Raw genomic sequence first — 18,070 nt, 5'->3', positions numbered from 1 at the left:
CGGGCGGTGGGCGCCCTTGGGTCCGGCGGGGCGGCGCGGGAGGATGGAGGTGATCAGCAGACATCACCTGGGGCACGTAGTGGGAGGAAGCAGCGTGAGCGAGTCGAGCACCGCCCGGGGCATCACCGGCGAGGACGAGGTCGTCGACCTCTGCCGTGATCTCATCCGCATCGACACCAGCAACTACGGCGACCACTCCGGACCGGGGGAGCGGGTGGCGGCCGAGTACGTGGCGGAGAAGCTCGCCGAGGTCGGCCTCGAGCCGAAGATCATCGAGTCGCACAAGGGGCGGGCCTCCACCGTCGCCCGGATCGAGGGCGAGGACCCCTCGCGGCCCGCCCTGCTCATCCACGGCCACACCGACGTCGTCCCGGCGAACGCCGAGGACTGGACCCACCACCCGTTCTCCGGCGAGGTCGCCGACGGCTGCGTCTGGGGCCGCGGCGCGGTCGACATGAAGGACATGGACGCGATGACCCTGGCGGTCGTCCGCGACCGGCTGCGCAGCGGCCGCAAGCCCCCGCGCGACATCGTCCTCGCCTTCCTCGCCGACGAGGAGGCCGGCGGCACCTACGGCGCCCGCCACCTGGTGGACCGGCACCGGGACCTCTTCGACGGGGTCACCGAGGCCATCGGCGAGGTCGGCGGCTTCTCCTTCACCGTCAACGAGAACCTGCGGCTCTACCTGGTCGAGACGGCCCAGAAGGGCATGCACTGGATGCGGCTGACCGTCGAGGGCACCGCGGGCCACGGGTCCATGACCAACGACGACAACGCCATCACGGAGCTGTGCGAGGCCGTCGGCCGGCTCGGCCGCCACCAGTGGCCGGTGCGCGTGACCAAGACCGTACGGAGCTTCCTGGACGAGCTGTCGGACGCGCTCGGCACCCCGCTGGACCCCGAGGACATGGACGGCACCCTCGCCAAGCTGGGCGGCATCGCCAAGATGGTGGGGGCCACCCTCCGCAACTCCGCCGCCCCCACCATGCTCGGCGCCGGCTACAAGGTGAACGTGATCCCCGGCCAGGCCACCGCCCACGTCGACGGGCGGTTCCTGCCCGGGTACGAGGAGGAGTTCCTCGCCGACCTCGACCGGATCCTCGGCCCGCGCGTGAAGCGCGAGGACGTGCACGGCGACAAGGCCCTGGAGACCAGCTTCGACGGCGCCCTGGTCGACGCCATGCAGCTCGCCCTGCGCGCCGAGGACCCGATCGCCCGCGCCGTGCCGTACATGCTGTCCGGCGGCACCGACGCCAAGTCCTTCGACGACCTCGGCATCCGCTGCTTCGGTTTCGCCCCGCTCCAGCTGCCGCCCGAGCTCGACTTCGCGGGCATGTTCCACGGCGTGGACGAGCGTGTTCCGGTCGACGGTCTGAAGTTCGGCGTCCGCGTCCTGGACCGCTTCATCGACGCCTGCTGAATTCGACCGCCTGTATGACTCTCACCGGAAAGAGTGAATGCACATGGGGGCCGTAGCCCCCACCATTCCCCCTCGTTACAGGTGATGCGGTCCGCGGCTGGGACCGCATTGCCAACTAGGAGGAATAATGATCAAGAAGGTCGTCGCTGCTGCGGCTGCCACCGGCGGTCTCGTTCTCGCGGGCGCGGGCATGGCCGTTGCCGACGCGGGTGCCCAGGGGGCGGCCCTCGCTTCCCCCGGCATCATCTCGGGCAACGTCGTCCAGGTTCCGATCCACATCCCCGTGAACGTGTGCGGCAACACGGTCAACATCGTCGGCCTGCTGAACCCCGCCTTCGGCAACGTCTGCGTCAACTCCTGACGTTGTGTCCCGCCCCGTGAGGGCGTGAGCCGGTCCGGCCCCGGAGTGCGCGCCATGCACTCCGGGGCCGGTGCCCATTCCGTCCCGGGCACCGGCCCGGTGACGCTTTTCCGAAGCCGAAAAGGCAGGACAACCAGCTATGCGACAGGTCACGCGCAAGGGCCTCATCACCGTTGCGGCCGCGGGCGGGGTATTCGCCCTCGCCGGCGGTCATGCGCACGCCGATTCCGGTGCGAACGGCGCGGCCACGAATTCCCCCGGCATCGCGTCCGGGAACACCGTCCAGGTGCCGGTCCACATTCCCGTGAACGTGTGCGGGAACACCGTCAACGTCATCGGACTCCTGAATCCGGCGATGGGCAACACCTGCGCCAACGTGTCGGACTCCGGTTACGGCTCCGACAAGCCGGGCGGCTCCTCGGCCGACGGGCACGCGAGCGGCTCGCCCGGCGTGGGCTCCGGCAACGTCGTCCAGGTCCCCGTGGACGTCCCGGTGAACGTGTGCGGCAACAACGTCACGGGCGTCGGCCTCGGCAACGCCGCCGCGGGCAACAGCTGCGCCAACGGCGTCGAGCCGACCACCCCGGGCCACCCCGGTAACCCGGGCAACCCCGGTAACCCGGGCAACCCCGGTAACCCGGGCAACCCCGGTAACCCGGGCAACCCCGGTAACCCGGGCAACCCCGGCACGCCCACCACGCCGGAGACCCCGACCACCCCGGGCACGCCCGGGACGCCCGGCGGTCCCGGCGGCGACGGCGGATCGGACCACCCCGGGACGCCCGGCGGCCCCGGTGACGACGGCGGCTCCAACAACCCCGGCCCGCACGGTGTCACCCCGCCGCGCGGCACCGAGGAGCTCGCCGAGACCGGCGCGGGGACGCTCGGCGTCGCCGTTCCCGCCGGCGTGGGCCTGCTGCTCGCGGGCTCGCTGATCTACCGCCGCGCCCGCCGCGCCGCCTGACGGCCGCACCCGGGCAGCACGCGTAGGGGCCCCGCACACCGCGGGGCCCCTTCTCGTACCGCTACCAGGTCGCCCGGAGCTGCCGGATGATCCGGCGCTTCAGCCGCACCCTGCGGCTGCCGTCCCGGTGCAGACTCAGGCGGTCCAACTCCCAGTGTCCGTACTCGGCATGGTCGGTCAGAAGCCGCGTGGCCTCCTTACGGGAGACGCCGCGCGGCACGTACACGTCGACAAATTCGTATTCCGGCATCGCATCTATTGTGCGGGCACCCGCCCGGTACGGATAGCGTCTGTCCCATGTCTGATGCTGCGCAGCCCACCGCTGCCGAGGTACGTGCCGCCGCCGAGGCGGTCAAAGCCGCACTGGACCGTCACCTCGCGGCGGTCGAACGCCGCACGGGGGACGACGACCCGGCCGTCTACGAGGCCTTCAACGTCCTCGCCACCGCCGCCGAGGCCTACGACGAACTCCTCTACGAACGCTATGACGAAGTCACCCCCTTCGAGATCCCGGGAGCCGACGACAGCCTCCCGCCGTACGCCGGACCTGACGAACCTGGCGCGCTCAGCCTCCTGATCCGGCGCGACTACGCCGTGGTGGAACCGCAGCGCCTGCTCGCCCAGGCCCGCCGGATCACCGACCTCGACCCCGACGAGGACGAGGACGGCCCGACGGGCACGGCCGCCGCCCTCGGTGTGGTCTTCGGCGAGTACGAGGCGGACGAGATCGCGTCCCGTCACAAGGAGTTCGGTCTGGAGGAGGGCGACTCCACGCTCTGGCTCACCGCGGCCGACGACCTCCCCGACCCGGGGGAGTGGCTGGCCGCACCCTTCGAACAGGCCGACCCCGAGCGGATCCTCTACCGCTTCGACGTCAGCTCCGTCTTCGACGAGGACGACTTCGGGGACGTGGACGAGGAGGAGGGCACCGCGCGCCCCCGCACACCGGGGACCGCTTCGGCCTAGGCCCACCAAGACACGACAGGGCCGGGACACCGACACGGTGTCCCGGCCCCGCGCCGTTCTTCGGGGCCGCTCACTCCCCGCCGGCGGCGAGCAGCCCTTCGAGGAGCGGCCGCAGCCGGGTCGTACGCTCCGGGGCGGGGCGCTCGGCGACCGCCCGCGGCAGCGCCTGGTCCACCCCGTGCACCACCGACAGATGACGCTCCGCCCGGCCGAAGGCCGTGTACACCCACGGCCGGCTCAGACCCGGCGCCGCGTCCCCGGGCAGCACCACGACCACCGCCGGCCAGCGGGCCCCGGCCGCCTGGTGCGCGGTGAGCGCCCAGCCGTGCCGCAGCGCCGACTCCACCCGCTCCTTCGGTACGAGCACCTCCGCGCCCGCGCAGCGCAGCCGCAGGCCCTCGGCGTCCGCCCCGAGGACGGTTCCGGTCACCGTCCGGCCCGGAGCGGGCGCGTACGCCACCCGGTCACCCGGGTCGTAGCCCCCGAACCGGCCGGGGCCCGGGTTCAGCCGCTGCTTGAGCGCCGCGTTCAGCGCGCGCGTACCGGCGGAGCCGCCGTGGCCGACCGTGATCACCTGCGTCCGCTCGGGCGGTACGCCGATCGCGCGCGGGACCGAATCCGCCACCAGCTGGACCGTGCGGTGCACGGCCTCGCCGGCATCCCGCACCGGGACGATGACGATCTCCTTGCCGGGGGCCTCCACCTGGAGCAGCTCCCCGGCACCGATGCCGGAGACCAGCTCGCCGAGGGGCCCCGGGTCCGGGACCCGCGAGGCGATCCGGGGGCACACGCGGGCCGCGAGCGCGTCGGCGAAGACCTGCCCGGCACCGGCGGAGCCCAGGACGCCCGGGTCGCCGCTCAGCACCAGCCGGCAGCCGTCCGGGAGCGACTCGACCAGCATCGCGCCCGCCTCCACGTCCAGCTGCGGCGCGTCGAGCAGCACCAGCAGGTCCAGCGCGAGGGCGCCCTCCTCGTCCCGGCCCGGACCGGCCGCGCCGGACAGCAGCGCGGCGAGCGTCACCGCCGGCGCGCCGTCGTCGCCGAGCACCCGCAGCCCCTCCGGGCTGTGCACGGTGACCAGGGACCGCAGGCCCCGGGCGCCGGCCGCGGCGGCGAGCGCCACCGCCTCGGTGCGGGCCGCCTCCCCGCCGGTGTGCAGCACGAGTCCGTGCGACCCGGCGGCGCGCTCCAGCTCGGACCCCTCCCAGGTGTCCGGCGTGACCGTCCGCACGAGCCGGGCCAGACCGTCGGCCAGGCTCTCCTCTGCGAGCGCGTACCGGTCGAGCCCGAGCAGGACGGGCACGTCGGCCGTCTCCGTCCCGGGCTCCTCCGTCCCGGGTTCCTCCGCCCCGGCCTCCCCGGCGCCGCCCCCCTCGGTCCCGTCCGGCGCCTCCTCCCGCTCTTCCTCCTGGAAGACCAGGACGGCTCCCTCGGAGACGGCGGCCTCGACGGCCTTCTCCGGGTCGGGCACGGCGTGCCGGGCGAGCCCGGCCCGTACCGCCTCGGTGTCCAGCGCCGTGTGTCCCTGGACGGCGGCCTGCTCCAGCAGCCACACGGTCAGGGCGACCGTCCGGCGCGGGTCGTCCGGACCGCACTCACCGCCGAGCAGCGCCCGCGCGAAACCGTCGGTCTGTTCGGGGCGGACCCCGGGGACGGCGAGGAGCTGCCAGGGGTCCTCGCGCAGCGCTCCCGCCGCGTTCTCCCCGAGCGCGGCGGCGACGGGCCCGGCCAGCGCCTCGGGAGCGCCACCGGCGGCCAGGACCTCCCGTACGGCGGCGGTGGTGGCGGGCGCGGGCGCGGCGGCCGCGCGCGGAGCGGGGGGCCGTACCGTCACGGCCGGGGCCGCCGCGGGCGCGGGACGGCGGGGGGCGGGCTCGGGCGCCTCGTAGAACGCGCTGCCGGTGGCCTTGCCGCTCTCCACCGCCCGCACGGCGGCCAGCAGATCGGCGGCCGTCCCGCTCAGCTTGGCCCCGCTCTCCACCGGACCGGCCTTCTCTGCCTTCCGCGCCTCGATCCGCGCCCGCAGCTCCCGCTGCGCGGCGATCTCGGCCTCCGCCTCGCTCAATCCCCCGGCACCGGCGGCTTCCCCGTCGGCCGTCTCGGCGGGAGCGTCGGCGTCCGCCTCGGAATCGGCGGCTTCGTCGTCGGCCGCGTCGGCATCCGCCTCGGAATCGGCGGTTTCCTCTTCGGTCGCGTCGGCGGGAGCGTCGGCGCCCGAATCGGCGCCGGAGGGTGCCTCGTCCCGGTCGGTGGCACCGTCGGGCGCGTCCGGCTGCCCGGCCGGTCTCGCGGAGCCGGACCCCGCGGCGGGGGCCGCGGCCCCGGTCCGTACGGGCTCCTGCTCCCCGAAGGCGTCGGCAGGCTCCACGTCCGCGGGTGCCTCGGGCACGGTCTCCCCGGAAGGCTCGGTCACAAGGTGCTCCAGTCGTGATCCGGATAGCGGTGCACGGGCGCCGACACGTCGTCCAGCGCCCGGCAGATCTCGTCAGGAAGACTAAGGGTCTCCACCGACAACGCGGCCGCGAGCTGCCGCGCCGTCCGCGCGCCGACGATCGGCGCGGTCACTCCGGGCCGGTCGCGGACCCAGGCGAGCGCCACGTGCAGCGGGGTCGTCGCGAGCCCGTCCGCCGCCGTCGCGACCGCGTCGACGATCCGGCTCGCCGCCTCGTCCAGGTACGGCTCCACGAAGGGGGCCATCGTCCCGGAGGCGCCTCGCGAGTCCGAGGGGGTACCGCTGCGGTACTTGCCCGTCAGGACCCCCCGGCCCAGCGGCGAGGACGGCAGCAGGCCTATCCCGAGGTCGAGCGCGGCCGGCAGCACCTCGCGCTCCACGCCCCGCTGGAGCAGCGAGTACTCCAGCTGCGCCCCCGCCAGCCGGGTCCGGTCGCCGGCGAGCTGCCAGGTGCCCGCCTTGGCCAGCTGCCAGCCGCAGAAGTTCGCCACGCCCGCGTACCGGGCGCGCCCGCTGCGCACCGCGATGTCCAGCGCCTGCAGCGACTCCTCGAGCGGGGTGTGCGGGTCGTACGCGTGCAGCTGCCACAGGTCGACGTGGTCCGTGCCGAGGCGGGCGAGCGAGGCGTCGAGCGCGGCGAGCAGATGGCCGCGCGAGCCGTCCGTGCGCCGGTCGGGGTCCGGGACACTGCCCGCCTTGGTGCACAGGACCAGGTCCCGCCGGGGCACCAGACGCTCCATCAGACGGCCGAGCAGGTACTCCGCCTCGCCGCCGCCGTACACGTCGGCGGTGTCGACCAGCGTCCCGCCCGCGTCCCAGAAGGCCTTCAACTGCTCGGCCGCGTCGTGCTCGTCGGTGTCCCGGCCCCAGGTGAGGGTGCCGAGTCCGAGGCGCGACACGCGCAGGCCGGTACGTCCGAGATGCCTCTGCTCCATGGCCGCGAGATTACTGGCCAGGGCACCACGCGGAGAGAGCCTGTGGACAACGGTCACCTGCCGGAAGCCCGGACCCCGCGCTAGAGTCCGGACCACAGGGACGTTACCGATGGGTAAGGGGTGCGTGGAATGCGGCTCGGCATCAACCTCGGCTACTGGGGCGCCGGCATGGACGGCGACAACCTCGCCGTCGCCCAGGAGGCGGACCGCCTCGGCTACGACGTCTGCTGGGCGGCCGAGGCGTACGGCTCCGACGCCCCCACCGTCCTGTCCTGGATCGCGGCGAAGACGGAGCGGATCGACGTCGGCTCCGCGATCATGCAGATCCCGGCCCGTCAGCCCGCCATGACGGCGATGACCGCCGCCACCCTGGACTCGCTCAGCGGCGGCCGCTTCCGGCTCGGCCTCGGCGTCTCCGGCCCCCAGGTCTCCGAGGGCTGGTACGGCGTCGCCTTCGACAAGCCGCTCGCCCGCACACGCGAGTACGTCGAGATCGTCCGCAAGGCCATGACCCGCGAGCGGCTGACGTACGAGGGCGCGCACTGGACGCTGCCGCTGCCGGGCGGCCCCGGCAAGCCGATCAAGCTCACCGTCCACCCGCAGCGCGAGCACATCCCGCTCTACATCGCCGCGATCGGCCCCCGGAACCTGGAGCAGACCGGCGAGATCGCCGACGGCGCGCTGCTGATCTTCCCCTCCGCCGAGCACCTGGAGGAGACGACGCTGCGCCACCTGCGCGCGGGGCGCGAGAAGGCCGGGCTGACCATGGACGGCTTCGACGTCTGCCCGACCCTGCCCCTCGCCCTCGGCGAGGACGTCGACGCCCTCGCGGACGTCTTCCGCCCGTACACCGCGCTGTACGTCGGCGGCATGGGCAGCCGCAAGCAGAACTTCTACCAGCAGCTCGCCCGGCGCATGGGCTACGAGAAGGAGGCCGCCGAGGTCCAGGACAAGTACCTGGCCGGCGACAAGGCGGGCGCGGCGGCGGCCGTGCCGCGCTCCCTGATCGACCGGACGGCGCTGCTCGGCCCGGTCGAGCGGATCGCGGACCGCATGGCCGCCTACGCGGCGGCCGGCGTCACCACCCTCACGCTCTCCCCGGCCGGTTTCACCCTGGACGAGCGGATCGCGGCGCTGCGGGCGGGCGTCGAGGCCCTGGAGCGGGCCGGGCTCGCCTGACCGACCGCGGGGGAGGGGCGGGGAGAAAGCCTGCGGCCGTGGTGGGGGCTCGGGGGTCTTCCCCGCCACGGCCGTCACGCAGCTCAACGCGTCACCGGGCCCGGGGTTACGGCCCCGGCCTCACTCCTTCGGCCGAGCCCGCACCGCCCCCGCCCTCCGCCTCCGGGACGGCCACCCGTGAGCGCCGGGGCCGGTGCGCTACATCCAGCCCCGGCGCTTGAACAGCCGGTAGAGGCCGAAGACGGTCCCCACCATGAGGACGATCACGGCGGGATACGACCACTCCCAGTGCAGCTCGGGCATGTGGTCGAAGTTCATGCCGTAGATCCCCGCGACCATCGTGGGGACCGCGGCCATGGCGGCCCAGGCGGAGATCTTCCGCATGTCGTCGTTCTGCCGCACGCCCATCTGCGCGAGATGGGCCGACAGCACGTCCGACAGCAGCCGGTCGAGCCCTTCGACCTGCTCGTTGGCGCGGGTGAGGTGGTCGTTGACGTCCCGGAAGAACGGCTGGGAGTGCTCGTTCACGAACGGCACCGTGCCGGCCGTCAGGCGGGACATCGGCCCCGCCAGCGGTCCGCCGGCCCGCCGGAACTCCAGGACCTGCCGCTTGGCCGTGTAGATCCGCTCGGCCGTGTTGCCCGCCTTGCCGCCGGTCGGCGCGAACACGTCGGCCTCCAGCTCCTCCAGGTCCACCTGGAGCTCCCCGGCCACGTCGATGTAGTGATCCACGATCGCGTCGCTCACCGCGTACAGCACCGACGTCGGACCGTGCCGGAGCACCTCGGGATCGGCCTCCAGCCGTTTGCGCACGGCGGCCAGCGGGGCTCCCTCGCCGTGCCGGACCGTCACCACGAACGAGTCGCCCATGAAGACCATCAGCTCGCCCGAGGTGACCCGGTCGCTCTCCGGCTCGTAGACCACCGGCTTGAGCACCGCGAACAACGAGTCGTCGTAGACCTCCAGCTTGGGTCGCTGATGTGCCTTCAGGGCGTCCTCGACGGCAAGCGGGTGCAGCGCGAACTCGGCCGTCACGTGCTCGAATTCGGCGTGGGTCGGCTCGTGCAGGCCCACCCACAGGAAGGCGTCGCCCGTCGCCCGGGCCTCGGCGAGGGCCTGCGAGAGGTCGGCGGGGCCGTCGGTACGGCGCCCGTCCCGGTAGAGGGCGGAGTCCACGATCACGCGCCGTATTCTCCCCCGCCCGTTCCCGCCCCGCACTTCCGCCGTGTCCCGTGCCGCCTGCCGCGCACCCGCGCCTCCGTCCGTAGCCGTCCGTCCTCCGCCCGTACCCGCGCCTCCCGTCCCCACACCAGGCGGCGACCGACGGCCCCGGCCGGCAGGTGGCGGCCCCGTCCCCGCCCCGCGCGCGCGGGGAGCCGCTTACGCTGGCGGACATGGCCACGCTGATCCTCGTCCGGCACGGACGCTCCACCGCCAACACCTCCGCGGTCCTCGCCGGGCGCACCCCCGGCGTCGCCCTCGACGAGCGCGGGGTCGCGCAGGCCGCCGCCCTGCCCGGGCGCCTCGCGGACGTTCCCCTCGCCGCCGTCGTCTCCAGCCCGCTCCAGCGCTGCCGGGAGACCGTACGGCCACTCCTGGACGCCCGGCCCGGTCTGCCGCTCCACATCGAGGAGCGGATCAACGAGTGCGACTACGGCGACTGGTCGGGACGCAAGCTCGCCGAACTGGCCGACGAGCCCCTCATGCAGGTCGTCCAGGCCCACGCCTCCGCCGCCGCGTTCCCCGGCGGCGAGTCCATGCGCGGCATGCAGGCCCGCGCCGTCGAGGCCGTACGGGACTGGAACGCGCGCGTGGAGGCCGAGCACGGCGAGGACGCCGTCTACGCCATGTGCTCCCACGGAGACATCATCAAGTCCCTCGTCGCCGACGCGCTCGGACTCCACCTCGACCTCTTCCAGCGCGTCCACGTCGACCCCTGCTCGGTCACGGTCATCCGCTACACCCGGCTGCGGCCCTTCCTCGTCCGGCTCGGCGACACCGGCGACTTCGCGGCCCTCGCCCCGCGCGAGACGCCCGGCGACGGCGGGGCGGCGGAGGTCGGGGGCGGCGCGGGCGCACCGTGATCGCTTCCCGCAGTAGGGTGGACGCGCCGCTGTAACGACGTCGAGACGCAAGGGAGCCGGGAACGTGTCCCGTCAGGTGTTCCTCTACGACCCACCGGAGCGTTTCGTGGCCGGTACGGTCGGGCTGCCTGGCCGCCGCACCTTCTTCCTCCAAGCCTCCGCGGCCGGCCGGGTCACCAGCGTCGCTCTGGAGAAGGCGCAGGTCGCGGCCCTCGCCGAGCGCATCGACGAACTCCTCGACGAGGTGGTGCGCCGCACCGGGGGCAACGCCCCGGTCCCGGCCGTCGCCCCCGCCGACATCGCGGACACCGCCCCCCTCGACGTGCCCGTCGAGGAGGAGTTCCGGGTCGGCACCATGGCGCTCGCCTGGGACGGCGAGGAGCAGCGCATGATCGTCGAGGCACAGGCGCTCGTCGAACTCGACGCGGACTCCGAGGAGGACCTCGCCGCCGCCGAGGAACGGCTGCTCCAGGACGAGGAGAACGGCCCGCCGATGCTCCGCGTGCGCCTCACCGGCGCCCAGGCGCGGGCGTTCGCGAAGCGCGCCCTGGACGTGGTGAACGCCGGCCGGCCGCCGTGCCCCCTGTGCAGCCTGCCGCTCGACCCCGAAGGCCACGTGTGCCCCCGCCAGAACGGGTACCGTCGCGGAGCATGAGCAGCAGCCCCGAGACCCTGCCGGCCGTCGAACTGCTCGCCCGCGGTGAGCTGACCGTCCGCGGCCGGGTCCGCGAGGCGTCGAACGCGGTGCTGTACTGCTCCGTCGCCCACGAGGGCCGCGAGGCCGCCTGCGTCTACAAGCCGGTCGCGGGGGAGCGGCCCCTGTGGGACTTCCCCGACGGCACGCTCGCGCAGCGCGAGGTCGCCGCCTACGAGATCTCCGAGGCGACCGGCTGGGGCCTCGTCCCGCCGACCGTGCTCCGGGACGGACCGTACGGCGAGGGCATGGTCCAGCTGTGGATCGAGGCCGACCCGGAGGCGCGGCTCCTCGCGCTCACCGAGGACGCGGAGCCGGGAGAGGGCTGGAAGGCGGTCGGACCGGCCGAGGTCGGCGAGGGCCGCACCGCGCTCCTCGTCCACGCCGACAGCCCCGAGCTGCGGCGGCTCGCCGTTCTGGACGCCGTCATCAACAACGGCGACCGCAAGGGCGGGCACCTGCTGCCCGCCCCGGACGGACGGCTGTACGGCATCGACCACGGGGTCACCTTCCACGTGGACGACAAGCTGCGGACCCTGCTGTGGGGCTGGGCGGGGGAAGAACTGCCCGCCGAGGCCCTGGAGGTCCTCGACGGGCTCGGACGGGCCCTGGCCGCGGGGGAGCCGCTCGCGGAACGGCTGTCCCGGCTGCTCACCGCCGCCGAGATCGAGGCGCTGCGCGCCAGGGTCGGGGCGCTGCGGGAGCACCGGCGGCATCCGGTGCCGTCCGGGCAGTGGCCCGCCATCCCCTGGCCGCCGGTCTGAGCGCCCCGTGGGAGCGCCGGCCCGGCGTGGTCCGGACCTGACGAACTGCGCCGCGGCCGGTGGCCCGGGCGGCGAGGCGTCCGTCACACTCGGGCCGTGACCGTAGGGTTTCGGCCACTTCTCCGGCCGGGGGCGGGCCCCTGGGGGGTATGCACGCGCGGCCCTGACGTGCAAGACCGTCTAATCGGTCAAGATCTCTCCTCCGGTTCGTATCCGGAACGGCTGTCCGGTTACGCTCGGGTCATGCATGCCTGGCCCGCTTCTGAGGTCCCCGCCCTTCCCGGCAAGGGCCGCGACCTCCGGATCCACGACACCGCGACCGGCGGACGAGTGACCCTCGCCCCCGGCCCCGTCGCCCGTCTCTACGTCTGCGGCATCACGCCCTACGACGCGACCCACATGGGTCACGCGGCGACCTACAACGCGTTCGACCTCGTTCAGCGCGTGTGGCTCGACACCAAGCGGCAGGTGCACTACGTCCAGAACGTGACGGACGTGGACGACCCCCTCCTGGAGCGCGCGATCCGCGACGGCATCGACTGGACCGGTCTCGCCGAGCGCGAGACCGCCCTCTTCCGCGAGGACATGACGGCCCTGCGGATGCTGCCGCCGCAGCACTACATCGGAGCGGTGGAGGCCATACCCGGCATCGTTCCGCTCGTCGAGCGGCTGCGTGACTCCGGCGCGGCCTACGAACTCGACGGCGACATCTACTTCTCCGTCGACGCCGACCCGCACTTCGGCTCGGTCTCGCACTACGACGCCGACCTGATGCGCCACCTCTCCGCCGAGCGCGGCGGCGACCCGGACCGTCCGGGCAAGAAGAACCCGCTCGACCCGATGCTGTGGATGGCCGCCCGCGAGGGCGAGCCGAGCTGGGACGGCGGCACCCTCGGCCCCGGCCGCCCCGGCTGGCACATCGAGTGCGTCGCCATCGCCCTCGACCACCTCGGCATGGGCTTCGACGTGCAGGGCGGCGGCTCCGACCTGATCTTCCCGCACCACGAGATGGGCGCCTCGCACGCCCAGAGCCTCACCGGCGAGTACCCGATGGCCAAGGCGTACGTCCACGCCGGCCTGGTGGCCCTCGACGGCGAGAAGATGTCGAAGTCCAAGGGCAACCTGGTCTTCGTCTCCGCGCTCCGCCGCCAGGGCGTCGACCCCGCCGCCATCCGGCTCTCGCTCCTCTCCCACCACTACCGCACCGACTGGGAGTGGACCGACCAGGTCCTCCAGGACGCCGTGGACCGCCTCGGCCGCTGGCGCGCCGCCGTCTCCCGCCCCGACGGCCCCTCCGCGGACGCCCTCGTCGAGGAGCTCCGCGAGGCGCTCGCCGACGACCTCGACGCCCCGAAGGCGCTCGCGGCGGTCGACCGCTGGGCCGCGCTCCAGAACGCGCAGGGCGGTACGGACGAGTCCGCGCCCGGTCTCGTCTCCCGCGCCGTCGACGCCCTCCTGGGCGTCGCCCTGTAACCCCGGGGCCCCGTGCCGCTCGTTCGTACGACCGCCCTCGGACTTCCGCGCGAAGTCCGAGGGCGGTTCCCTTTTGTCCTGTCGGGATGCACGGTTCCGCGTAGGAAGTCCCCTACGCTCATCACTGCGCATGAGAGCTGCGTCGCCGGTGCACTCCGGCTGCGCTCCACCAACGGCTGGGGCCCGCCCGAGTTCCGGCTGAAGGTCACCGACACCAACGGCTCCAGGAGCGGCGACCACGCGGACCGGGCGGCGGCCGGTTCACCTGCGCCTGACGCACCGCGCCCCGCCCGCCGTCGGCCCGGGACACGGCGAAGGGGGCGCCCCGGCCGGGGCGCCCCCTCCTCTTCCGTCCCGTCACTCCTCCTCGGAGCCGCCGTCCTCGCCGTCCGGCCTGGGCGGGCCGTCCGGGCCGGCCTGGTCGTCCTGGACCGCCTCGGCCGGCGGCTCGGCGCCCGGCACCGCCTCCGGCCCCGGCTGGTCGGGCTTCGGCGGGCGGGTGCGCCCGCCGGCCGCGTCCCGGAGGTACGAGGTGTCGCCGCCCTCCGTGGCCACCCCGGGACCCGGACCGGGAGCGCCGGGGCCCGCACCGGGGTCCCGCCGCCGCAGATAGCGCTCGAACTCCCGGGCGATGGCCTCGCCCGAGGCCTCCGGCAGCTCGGCGGTGTCCCGGGCCTCCTCCAGCGTCTGCACGTACTCGGCGACCTCGCTGTCCTCGGCCGCCAGCTGGTCCACGCCCAGCTGCCAGGCCCGCGCGTCCTCCGGCAGCTCGCCCAGCGGGATGCGCAGCCCGATCAGGTCCTCCAGGCGGTTCAGCAGCGCCAGCGTCGCCTTCGGGTTCGGCGGCTGCGACACGTAGTGCGGCACCGCCGCCCACAGGCTGACCGCCGGCACCCCCGCGTGCGTGCACGCCTCCTGGAGGATGCCGACGATGCCGGTCGGACCCTCGTACCGGGTCTCCTCCAGGTCCATCGTCCGGGCCAGGTCCGGATCGGAGGTCACACCGCTGACCGGCACCGGCCGGGTGTGCGGGGTGTCGCCCAGCAGCGCGCCGAGGATCACCACCATCTCCACGCCCAGCTCGTGGGCGAAGCCCAGCAGCTCGTTGCAGAAGGACCGCCAGCGCATCGAGGGCTCGATCCCCCGCACCAGCACCAGGTCACGGGGCTTGTCCCCGCCGACCCGCACCACGGAGAGCCGGGTCGTCGGCCAGGTGATCTTCCGGACGCCGTTGTCCAGGAAGACCGTCGGCCGGTTCACCTGGAAGTCGTAGTAGTCCTCGGCGTCGAGCGCCGCGAAGACCTCGCCCTTCCATTCCCGGTCCAGATGGGCGACCGCGGTGGAGGCGGCGTCGCCGGCGTCGTTCCAGCCCTCGAACGCGGCCACCATGACCGGGTCGATCAGCTCGGGAACCCCCTCGAGCTCGATCACCCAGCGCCTCCTTTTCGAAGTTCCTGTCGTACGGACCAACCTTACGGCTTTCCGGCGGCCCGCCCGCAGCCCCCGGACTTCCCCGCAGGCCCGTGCGGCCTTGATCGGCTACCCAGGATCGGACCGCCCCACACGGCACGCCCGAGGGGCGGCCCCTCCAGGAGGAACCGCCCCTCTGCGTACAGGAGTTACTTCCGCAGCATCGACTCGACCCCGGCGCGGATCTCGTCCGTCGCGAGACCGCGGATGGTCAGCGTCGTCCGGCGGCGCAGCACGTCGTCCGCCGTCTCGGCCCACTCGTGGTCCCGGGCGTAGGCGACCTGCGCCCAGATCTCCGGGGCGTCGGGGTGGATCCGGCGGGCCAGCTCCGGGTTCTCGTTCGCCATCCGGGCGATCTCGAAGGAGAGCGAGCCGTAGTGCGTCGCCAGGTGCTTGGCGGTGTCGGCGGCCATGCGGGGGCCGGGCGCCGGGCCGTCGACCAGCAGCCGGTGGGCGACCGCGTTCGGGTTGGCGATGCCGGGCAGCGGCAGCCGCTTCGGCAGCGCCGACACCGGCTCGTAGTCCTCGCCGAGCGGGTGGCCCGGGAGCGACTCCAGCTTCTTCATGATGGTGCGGCCGATGTGGCGGAACGTGGTCCACTTGCCGCCGGCCACCGACAGCATGCCGCCCCGGCCCTCGGTCACCACGGTCTCCCGCTTGGCCTTGGAGGTGTCGCCGGGGCCGCCGGGCAGCACCCGCAGGCCCGCGAAGGCGTAGGTGATGAGGGAGCGGTCGAGCTGCTGGTCCCGTATGGAGAAGGCGGCCTCGTCCAGGATCTGGGTGATGTCCTTGTCGTTGACCGCGACCTCGGCCGGGTCGCCCTCGTACTCCTCGTCGGTGGTGCCGAGGAGCAGCATGTCCTCCCACGGAAGGGCGAAGGTGATCCGGTACTTGTCGATGGGCGTGGCCAGCGCCGCCTTCCACGGGGCGGTGCGCTTGAGGACGAGGTGGGCGCCCTTGGACAGGCGGATGGAGGGGGCCGCGTTCGGGTCCTCCATCTTCCGCAGGTGGTCGACCCAGGGGCCGGTGGCGTTGAGCACCAGGCGGGCGGTGACGCCGAACTCCTCGCCGGACAGGCGGTCCCGCAGCTCGGCTCCGGTGACCCGGCCGCGGGTGAAGCGGAGCCCGGTGACCTCGGCGTGGTTGAGGACGACCGCGCCGGCGTCGACGGCGGCGCGGACCGTCATCAGCGCCATGCGGGCGTCGTTCATCTGGTCGTCGCCGTAGACGGCCACGGCCTTGAGGTTGTCCGTGCGCAGCTCCGGCACGTCCTGCGCCGCCTTGGCGGGGGAGAGGAGGTGGCCGACGCCGTCGCCGAAGGCGGAGAGCGCGGAGTACGCGAAGACACCGGCGCCCAGCTTGGCGGCGCCGTGCGGGCCGCCCTTGTAGACGGGCAGGTAGAAGGTGAGCGGGTTGGACAGGTGGGGGGCCACCTGGCGGGAGACGGCGCGCCGCTCGAAGTGGTTCTCGGCGACGAGCTTCACCGCGCCGGTCTGCAGGTAGCGCAGGCCGCCGTGGAGCAGCTTGGACGAGGCCGAGGAGGTGGCGCCGGCGAAGTCGCCGGCGTCCACCAGGGCCACCCGCAGACCGGCCTGCGCGGCGTGCCAGGCGGTGGAGATGCCCAGGATGCCGCCGCCGATCACCAGGAGGTCGTACGTCGCCTTGGCAAGCTGCTCTCTGGTCTCGGCGCGGGTCGGGAGCGAACCGGCGGCGGGGCGTGCTCCGAGGGCGGGAACGGTCTGCGGGGTGGTCATCTCGAATTACTCCTCGTCAGTTCTCTTCTTCGAGCCAGCCCATGGAGCGTTCAACGGCCTTCAGCCAGCTCTTGTACTCGCTGTCACGCTTCTCGGCGTCCATGCGAGGGGTCCATTCGGCCGCGCGGCGCCAGTTGGCGCGCAGGGCGTCGGTGTCCGGCCAGAAGCCGACGGCCAGGCCGGCGGCGTAGGCGGCACCGAGGCAGGTGGTCTCGGCGACCATGGGGCGCACCACGGGGGCGTCCAGGAAGTCCGAGAGGGTCTGCATCAGCAGGTTGTTGGAGGTCATGCCGCCGTCGACCTTCAGCGCGGTCAGCTCGACGCCGGAGTCCTTCGTCATGGCGTCGGTGATCTCGCGGGTCTGCCAGGCGGTGGCCTCCAGGACGGCGCGGGCGATGTGCGCCTTGGTGACGTACCGGGTGAGACCGGCGATGACACCGCGGGCGTCGGAGCGCCAGTAGGGGGCGAAGAGGCCGGAGAAGGCCGGCACGAAGTAGGCGCCGCCGTTGTCCTCGACCGAGGAGGCGAGGGTCTCGATCTCGGCGGCGGACTTGATCAGGCCCATCTGGTCGCGCATCCACTGGACGAGCGAGCCGGTGACGGCGATCGAGCCCTCCAGGGCGTAGACCGGCTTCTGGTCGCCGATCTGGTAGCCGACCGTGGTCAGCAGGCCGCTGTAGGAGTTGATGATCTTGTCACCGGTGTTCATCAGCATGAAGGTGCCGGTGCCGTACGTGGACTTGGCCTCGCCCTCGGCGAAGCAGGTCTGGCCGAAGAGGGCGGCCTGCTGGTCGCCGAGCGCGGAGGCGACCGGGACGCCGTCGAGGACGCCGCCCTTGACCGTGCCGTACACCTCGGCGGAGGAACGGATCTCCGGCAGCACGGCGGCCGGGATTTCCATCGACGACAGGATGCGCTCGTCCCAGGCCATGTCGTGGAGGTTCATCAGCATGGTGCGGGAGGCGTTGGTGACGTCGGTGACGTGGACGCCGCCGTCGACACCGCCGGTGAGGTTCCAGATGACCCAGGAGTCCATGGTGCCGAAGAGGATCTCGCCGCGCTCGGCGCGCTCGCGCAGGCCCTCGACGTTGTCCAGCAGCCAGCGGACCTTGGGTCCGGAGAAGTAGCTCGCCAGGGGCAGGCCGGTCTCGCGGCGGAAGCGGTCCTGGCCGACGTTGCGGCCGAGCTCCTTGCAGAGGGTGTCGGTGCGGGTGTCCTGCCACACGAGGGCGTTGTGGACGGGCTCACCGGTGTTCCTGTCCCAGAGCAGGGTGGTCTCGCGCTGGTTGGTGATGCCGATGGCCTTGACGTCGGCGGAGGTGATGCCCGCCTTGTCGAGGGCGCCCGCGACGACCTCCTGGACGTTGGTCCAGATCTCGGCGGCGTCGTGCTCCACCCAGCCCGGCTTCGGGAAGATCTGCTCGTGCTCCTTCTGGTCGACCGAGACGATCCGGCCGTCCTTGTCGAAGACGATGCAGCGGGAGGAGGTGGTGCCCTGGTCGATGGCCGCGATGAAGGGGCCCGCGGTGTGTGCGTCGGTCACGATGTGCTCCA

General features: G+C 73.4%; 16 protein-coding genes. 9 read left to right on the top strand and 7 right to left on the bottom strand.

All coding sequences use genetic code 11. From position 1 onward, the window contains the following. The first annotated feature begins 94 nt into the window (after window positions 1-94). The 3 genes from ACFY60_RS18010 (at window position 95) to ACFY60_RS18000 (ending at window position 2,745) form a co-directional block, all read left to right on the top strand. A complete protein-coding gene (locus ACFY60_RS18010; RefSeq protein ID WP_388612696.1) occupies window positions 95-1,420 on the top strand; it encodes a M20/M25/M40 family metallo-hydrolase in 1,326 nt (441 codons plus the stop codon). A gap of 127 nt (window positions 1,421-1,547) precedes the next feature. After that, complete coding sequence (locus tag ACFY60_RS18005; RefSeq protein ID WP_309053057.1) at window positions 1,548-1,781, top strand: chaplin; 234 nt, start codon at window positions 1,548-1,550, stop codon at window positions 1,779-1,781. 139 nt (window positions 1,782-1,920) lie between these two features. Continuing rightward, window positions 1,921-2,745, top strand: a complete 825-nt coding sequence (locus ACFY60_RS18000; RefSeq protein ID WP_388612698.1) for a chaplin family protein — start codon at window positions 1,921-1,923, stop codon at window positions 2,743-2,745. Window positions 2,746-2,806: 61 nt separating this feature from the next. Here the strand turns inward: ACFY60_RS18000 and ACFY60_RS17995 are convergent, their stop codons facing one another. After that, window positions 2,807-2,995 (bottom strand): DUF5703 family protein, encoded by a 189-nt coding sequence (locus tag ACFY60_RS17995; protein WP_189833297.1) that lies wholly within the window; start codon window positions 2,993-2,995, stop codon window positions 2,807-2,809. 47 nt (window positions 2,996-3,042) lie between these two features. On the opposite strand from ACFY60_RS17995, the gene ACFY60_RS17990 reads away from it, so the two are divergent. Next, window positions 3,043-3,711, top strand: a complete 669-nt coding sequence (locus tag ACFY60_RS17990; protein WP_388612700.1) for a hypothetical protein — start codon at window positions 3,043-3,045, stop codon at window positions 3,709-3,711. 70 nt (window positions 3,712-3,781) lie between these two features. On the opposite strand, the gene ACFY60_RS17985 is transcribed toward ACFY60_RS17990, so the two are convergent. Together ACFY60_RS17985 and ACFY60_RS17980 are read right to left on the bottom strand one after the other, a co-directional pair. After that, on the bottom strand, window positions 3,782-6,124 hold the full coding sequence (locus ACFY60_RS17985) for a helix-hairpin-helix domain-containing protein (protein WP_388612702.1): 2,343 nt from the start codon (window positions 6,122-6,124) through the stop codon (window positions 3,782-3,784). Beyond that, on the bottom strand, window positions 6,121-7,098 hold the full coding sequence (locus ACFY60_RS17980; RefSeq protein WP_309049677.1) for an aldo/keto reductase: 978 nt from the start codon (window positions 7,096-7,098) through the stop codon (window positions 6,121-6,123). The genes ACFY60_RS17985 and ACFY60_RS17980 overlap by 4 nt, the downstream gene beginning before the upstream one ends. 129 nt (window positions 7,099-7,227) lie before the next feature. On the opposite strand from ACFY60_RS17980, the gene ACFY60_RS17975 reads away from it, so the two are divergent. Beyond that, a complete protein-coding gene (locus ACFY60_RS17975; protein ID WP_388612705.1) occupies window positions 7,228-8,277 on the top strand; it encodes an LLM class F420-dependent oxidoreductase in 1,050 nt (349 codons plus the stop codon). A 198-nt stretch (window positions 8,278-8,475) separates the two neighbouring features. Here ACFY60_RS17975 and corA read toward each other — a convergent pair whose 3' ends face one another. After that, window positions 8,476-9,468 carry a magnesium/cobalt transporter CorA gene (gene corA, locus ACFY60_RS17970; protein WP_388613013.1) on the bottom strand — a complete coding sequence of 331 codons (993 nt, stop codon included), beginning with the start codon at window positions 9,466-9,468 and terminating at the stop codon, window positions 8,476-8,478. A 203-nt stretch (window positions 9,469-9,671) separates the two neighbouring features. Between corA and ACFY60_RS17965 the strand changes: the two genes are divergently transcribed. The 4 genes from ACFY60_RS17965 to mshC all read left to right on the top strand — a co-directional run bounded on the left by ACFY60_RS17965 (window position 9,672) and on the right by mshC (window position 13,292). After that, entirely contained in the window at window positions 9,672-10,361 is a 690-nt protein-coding gene (locus ACFY60_RS17965) for a histidine phosphatase family protein (protein ID WP_345282472.1), read from the top strand. Between the two features lie 64 nt (window positions 10,362-10,425). Next, window positions 10,426-11,016: a DUF3090 domain-containing protein gene (locus tag ACFY60_RS17960; protein WP_309049680.1), complete on the top strand. Its 591-nt coding sequence runs from the start codon at window positions 10,426-10,428 to the stop codon at window positions 11,014-11,016. Further along, window positions 11,013-11,819: an SCO1664 family protein gene (locus tag ACFY60_RS17955; RefSeq protein WP_388612707.1), complete on the top strand. Its 807-nt coding sequence runs from the start codon at window positions 11,013-11,015 to the stop codon at window positions 11,817-11,819. Before ACFY60_RS17960 ends, ACFY60_RS17955 begins: the two co-directional genes overlap by 4 nt. Before the next feature lie 243 nt (window positions 11,820-12,062). Continuing rightward, the gene (gene mshC / locus ACFY60_RS17950) at window positions 12,063-13,292 is read left to right on the top strand and encodes a cysteine--1-D-myo-inosityl 2-amino-2-deoxy-alpha-D-glucopyranoside ligase (protein ID WP_388612709.1); all 1,230 of its coding nucleotides are present in this window, start codon (window positions 12,063-12,065) and stop codon (window positions 13,290-13,292) included. Window positions 13,293-13,649: 357 nt separating this feature from the next. On the opposite strand, the gene ACFY60_RS17945 is transcribed toward mshC, so the two are convergent. The 3 genes from ACFY60_RS17945 to glpK form a co-directional block, all read right to left on the bottom strand. Continuing rightward, on the bottom strand, window positions 13,650-14,723 hold the full coding sequence (locus ACFY60_RS17945; protein ID WP_388612711.1) for a PAC2 family protein: 1,074 nt from the start codon (window positions 14,721-14,723) through the stop codon (window positions 13,650-13,652). A 188-nt stretch (window positions 14,724-14,911) separates the two neighbouring features. Further along, window positions 14,912-16,516, bottom strand: a complete 1,605-nt coding sequence (locus ACFY60_RS17940; RefSeq protein ID WP_309049685.1) for a glycerol-3-phosphate dehydrogenase/oxidase — start codon at window positions 16,514-16,516, stop codon at window positions 14,912-14,914. A 16-nt stretch (window positions 16,517-16,532) separates the two neighbouring features. Continuing rightward, entirely contained in the window at window positions 16,533-18,059 is a 1,527-nt protein-coding gene (gene glpK / locus ACFY60_RS17935) for a glycerol kinase GlpK (RefSeq protein WP_309049686.1), read from the bottom strand. Between the last annotated feature and the right edge of the window lie 11 nt (window positions 18,060-18,070).

It is taken from the genome of Streptomyces sp. NPDC012827 (assembly GCF_042900905.1).
GTDB classification, from domain to species: Bacteria; Actinomycetota; Actinomycetes; order Streptomycetales; family Streptomycetaceae; genus Streptomyces; species Streptomyces gulbargensis.
This window is presented reverse-complemented; position numbering and strand designations above follow the sequence as displayed.

What these genes read in the sequence shown, in the direction of transcription:
- ACFY60_RS17975 (WP_388612705.1), top strand. Translation starts at nt 7,228, where the DNA reads ATGCGGCTCGGCATCAACCTCGGCTACTGGGGCGCCGGCATGGACGGC.
- ACFY60_RS17955 (WP_388612707.1), top strand. Translation starts at nt 11,013, where the DNA reads ATGAGCAGCAGCCCCGAGACCCTGCCGGCCGTCGAACTGCTCGCCCGC.
- ACFY60_RS18005 (WP_309053057.1), top strand. Translation starts at nt 1,548, where the DNA reads ATGATCAAGAAGGTCGTCGCTGCTGCGGCTGCCACCGGCGGTCTCGTT.
- mshC (WP_388612709.1), top strand. Translation starts at nt 12,063, where the DNA reads ATGCATGCCTGGCCCGCTTCTGAGGTCCCCGCCCTTCCCGGCAAGGGC.
- ACFY60_RS18000 (WP_388612698.1), top strand. Translation starts at nt 1,921, where the DNA reads ATGCGACAGGTCACGCGCAAGGGCCTCATCACCGTTGCGGCCGCGGGC.
- ACFY60_RS17990 (WP_388612700.1), top strand. Translation starts at nt 3,043, where the DNA reads ATGTCTGATGCTGCGCAGCCCACCGCTGCCGAGGTACGTGCCGCCGCC.
- ACFY60_RS17995 (WP_189833297.1), bottom strand. Translation starts at nt 2,995, where the DNA reads ATGCCGGAATACGAATTTGTCGACGTGTACGTGCCGCGCGGCGTCTCC.
- ACFY60_RS17980 (WP_309049677.1), bottom strand. Translation starts at nt 7,098, where the DNA reads ATGGAGCAGAGGCATCTCGGACGTACCGGCCTGCGCGTGTCGCGCCTC.
- ACFY60_RS17965 (WP_345282472.1), top strand. Translation starts at nt 9,672, where the DNA reads ATGGCCACGCTGATCCTCGTCCGGCACGGACGCTCCACCGCCAACACC.
- ACFY60_RS17940 (WP_309049685.1), bottom strand. Translation starts at nt 16,516, where the DNA reads ATGACCACCCCGCAGACCGTTCCCGCCCTCGGAGCACGCCCCGCCGCC.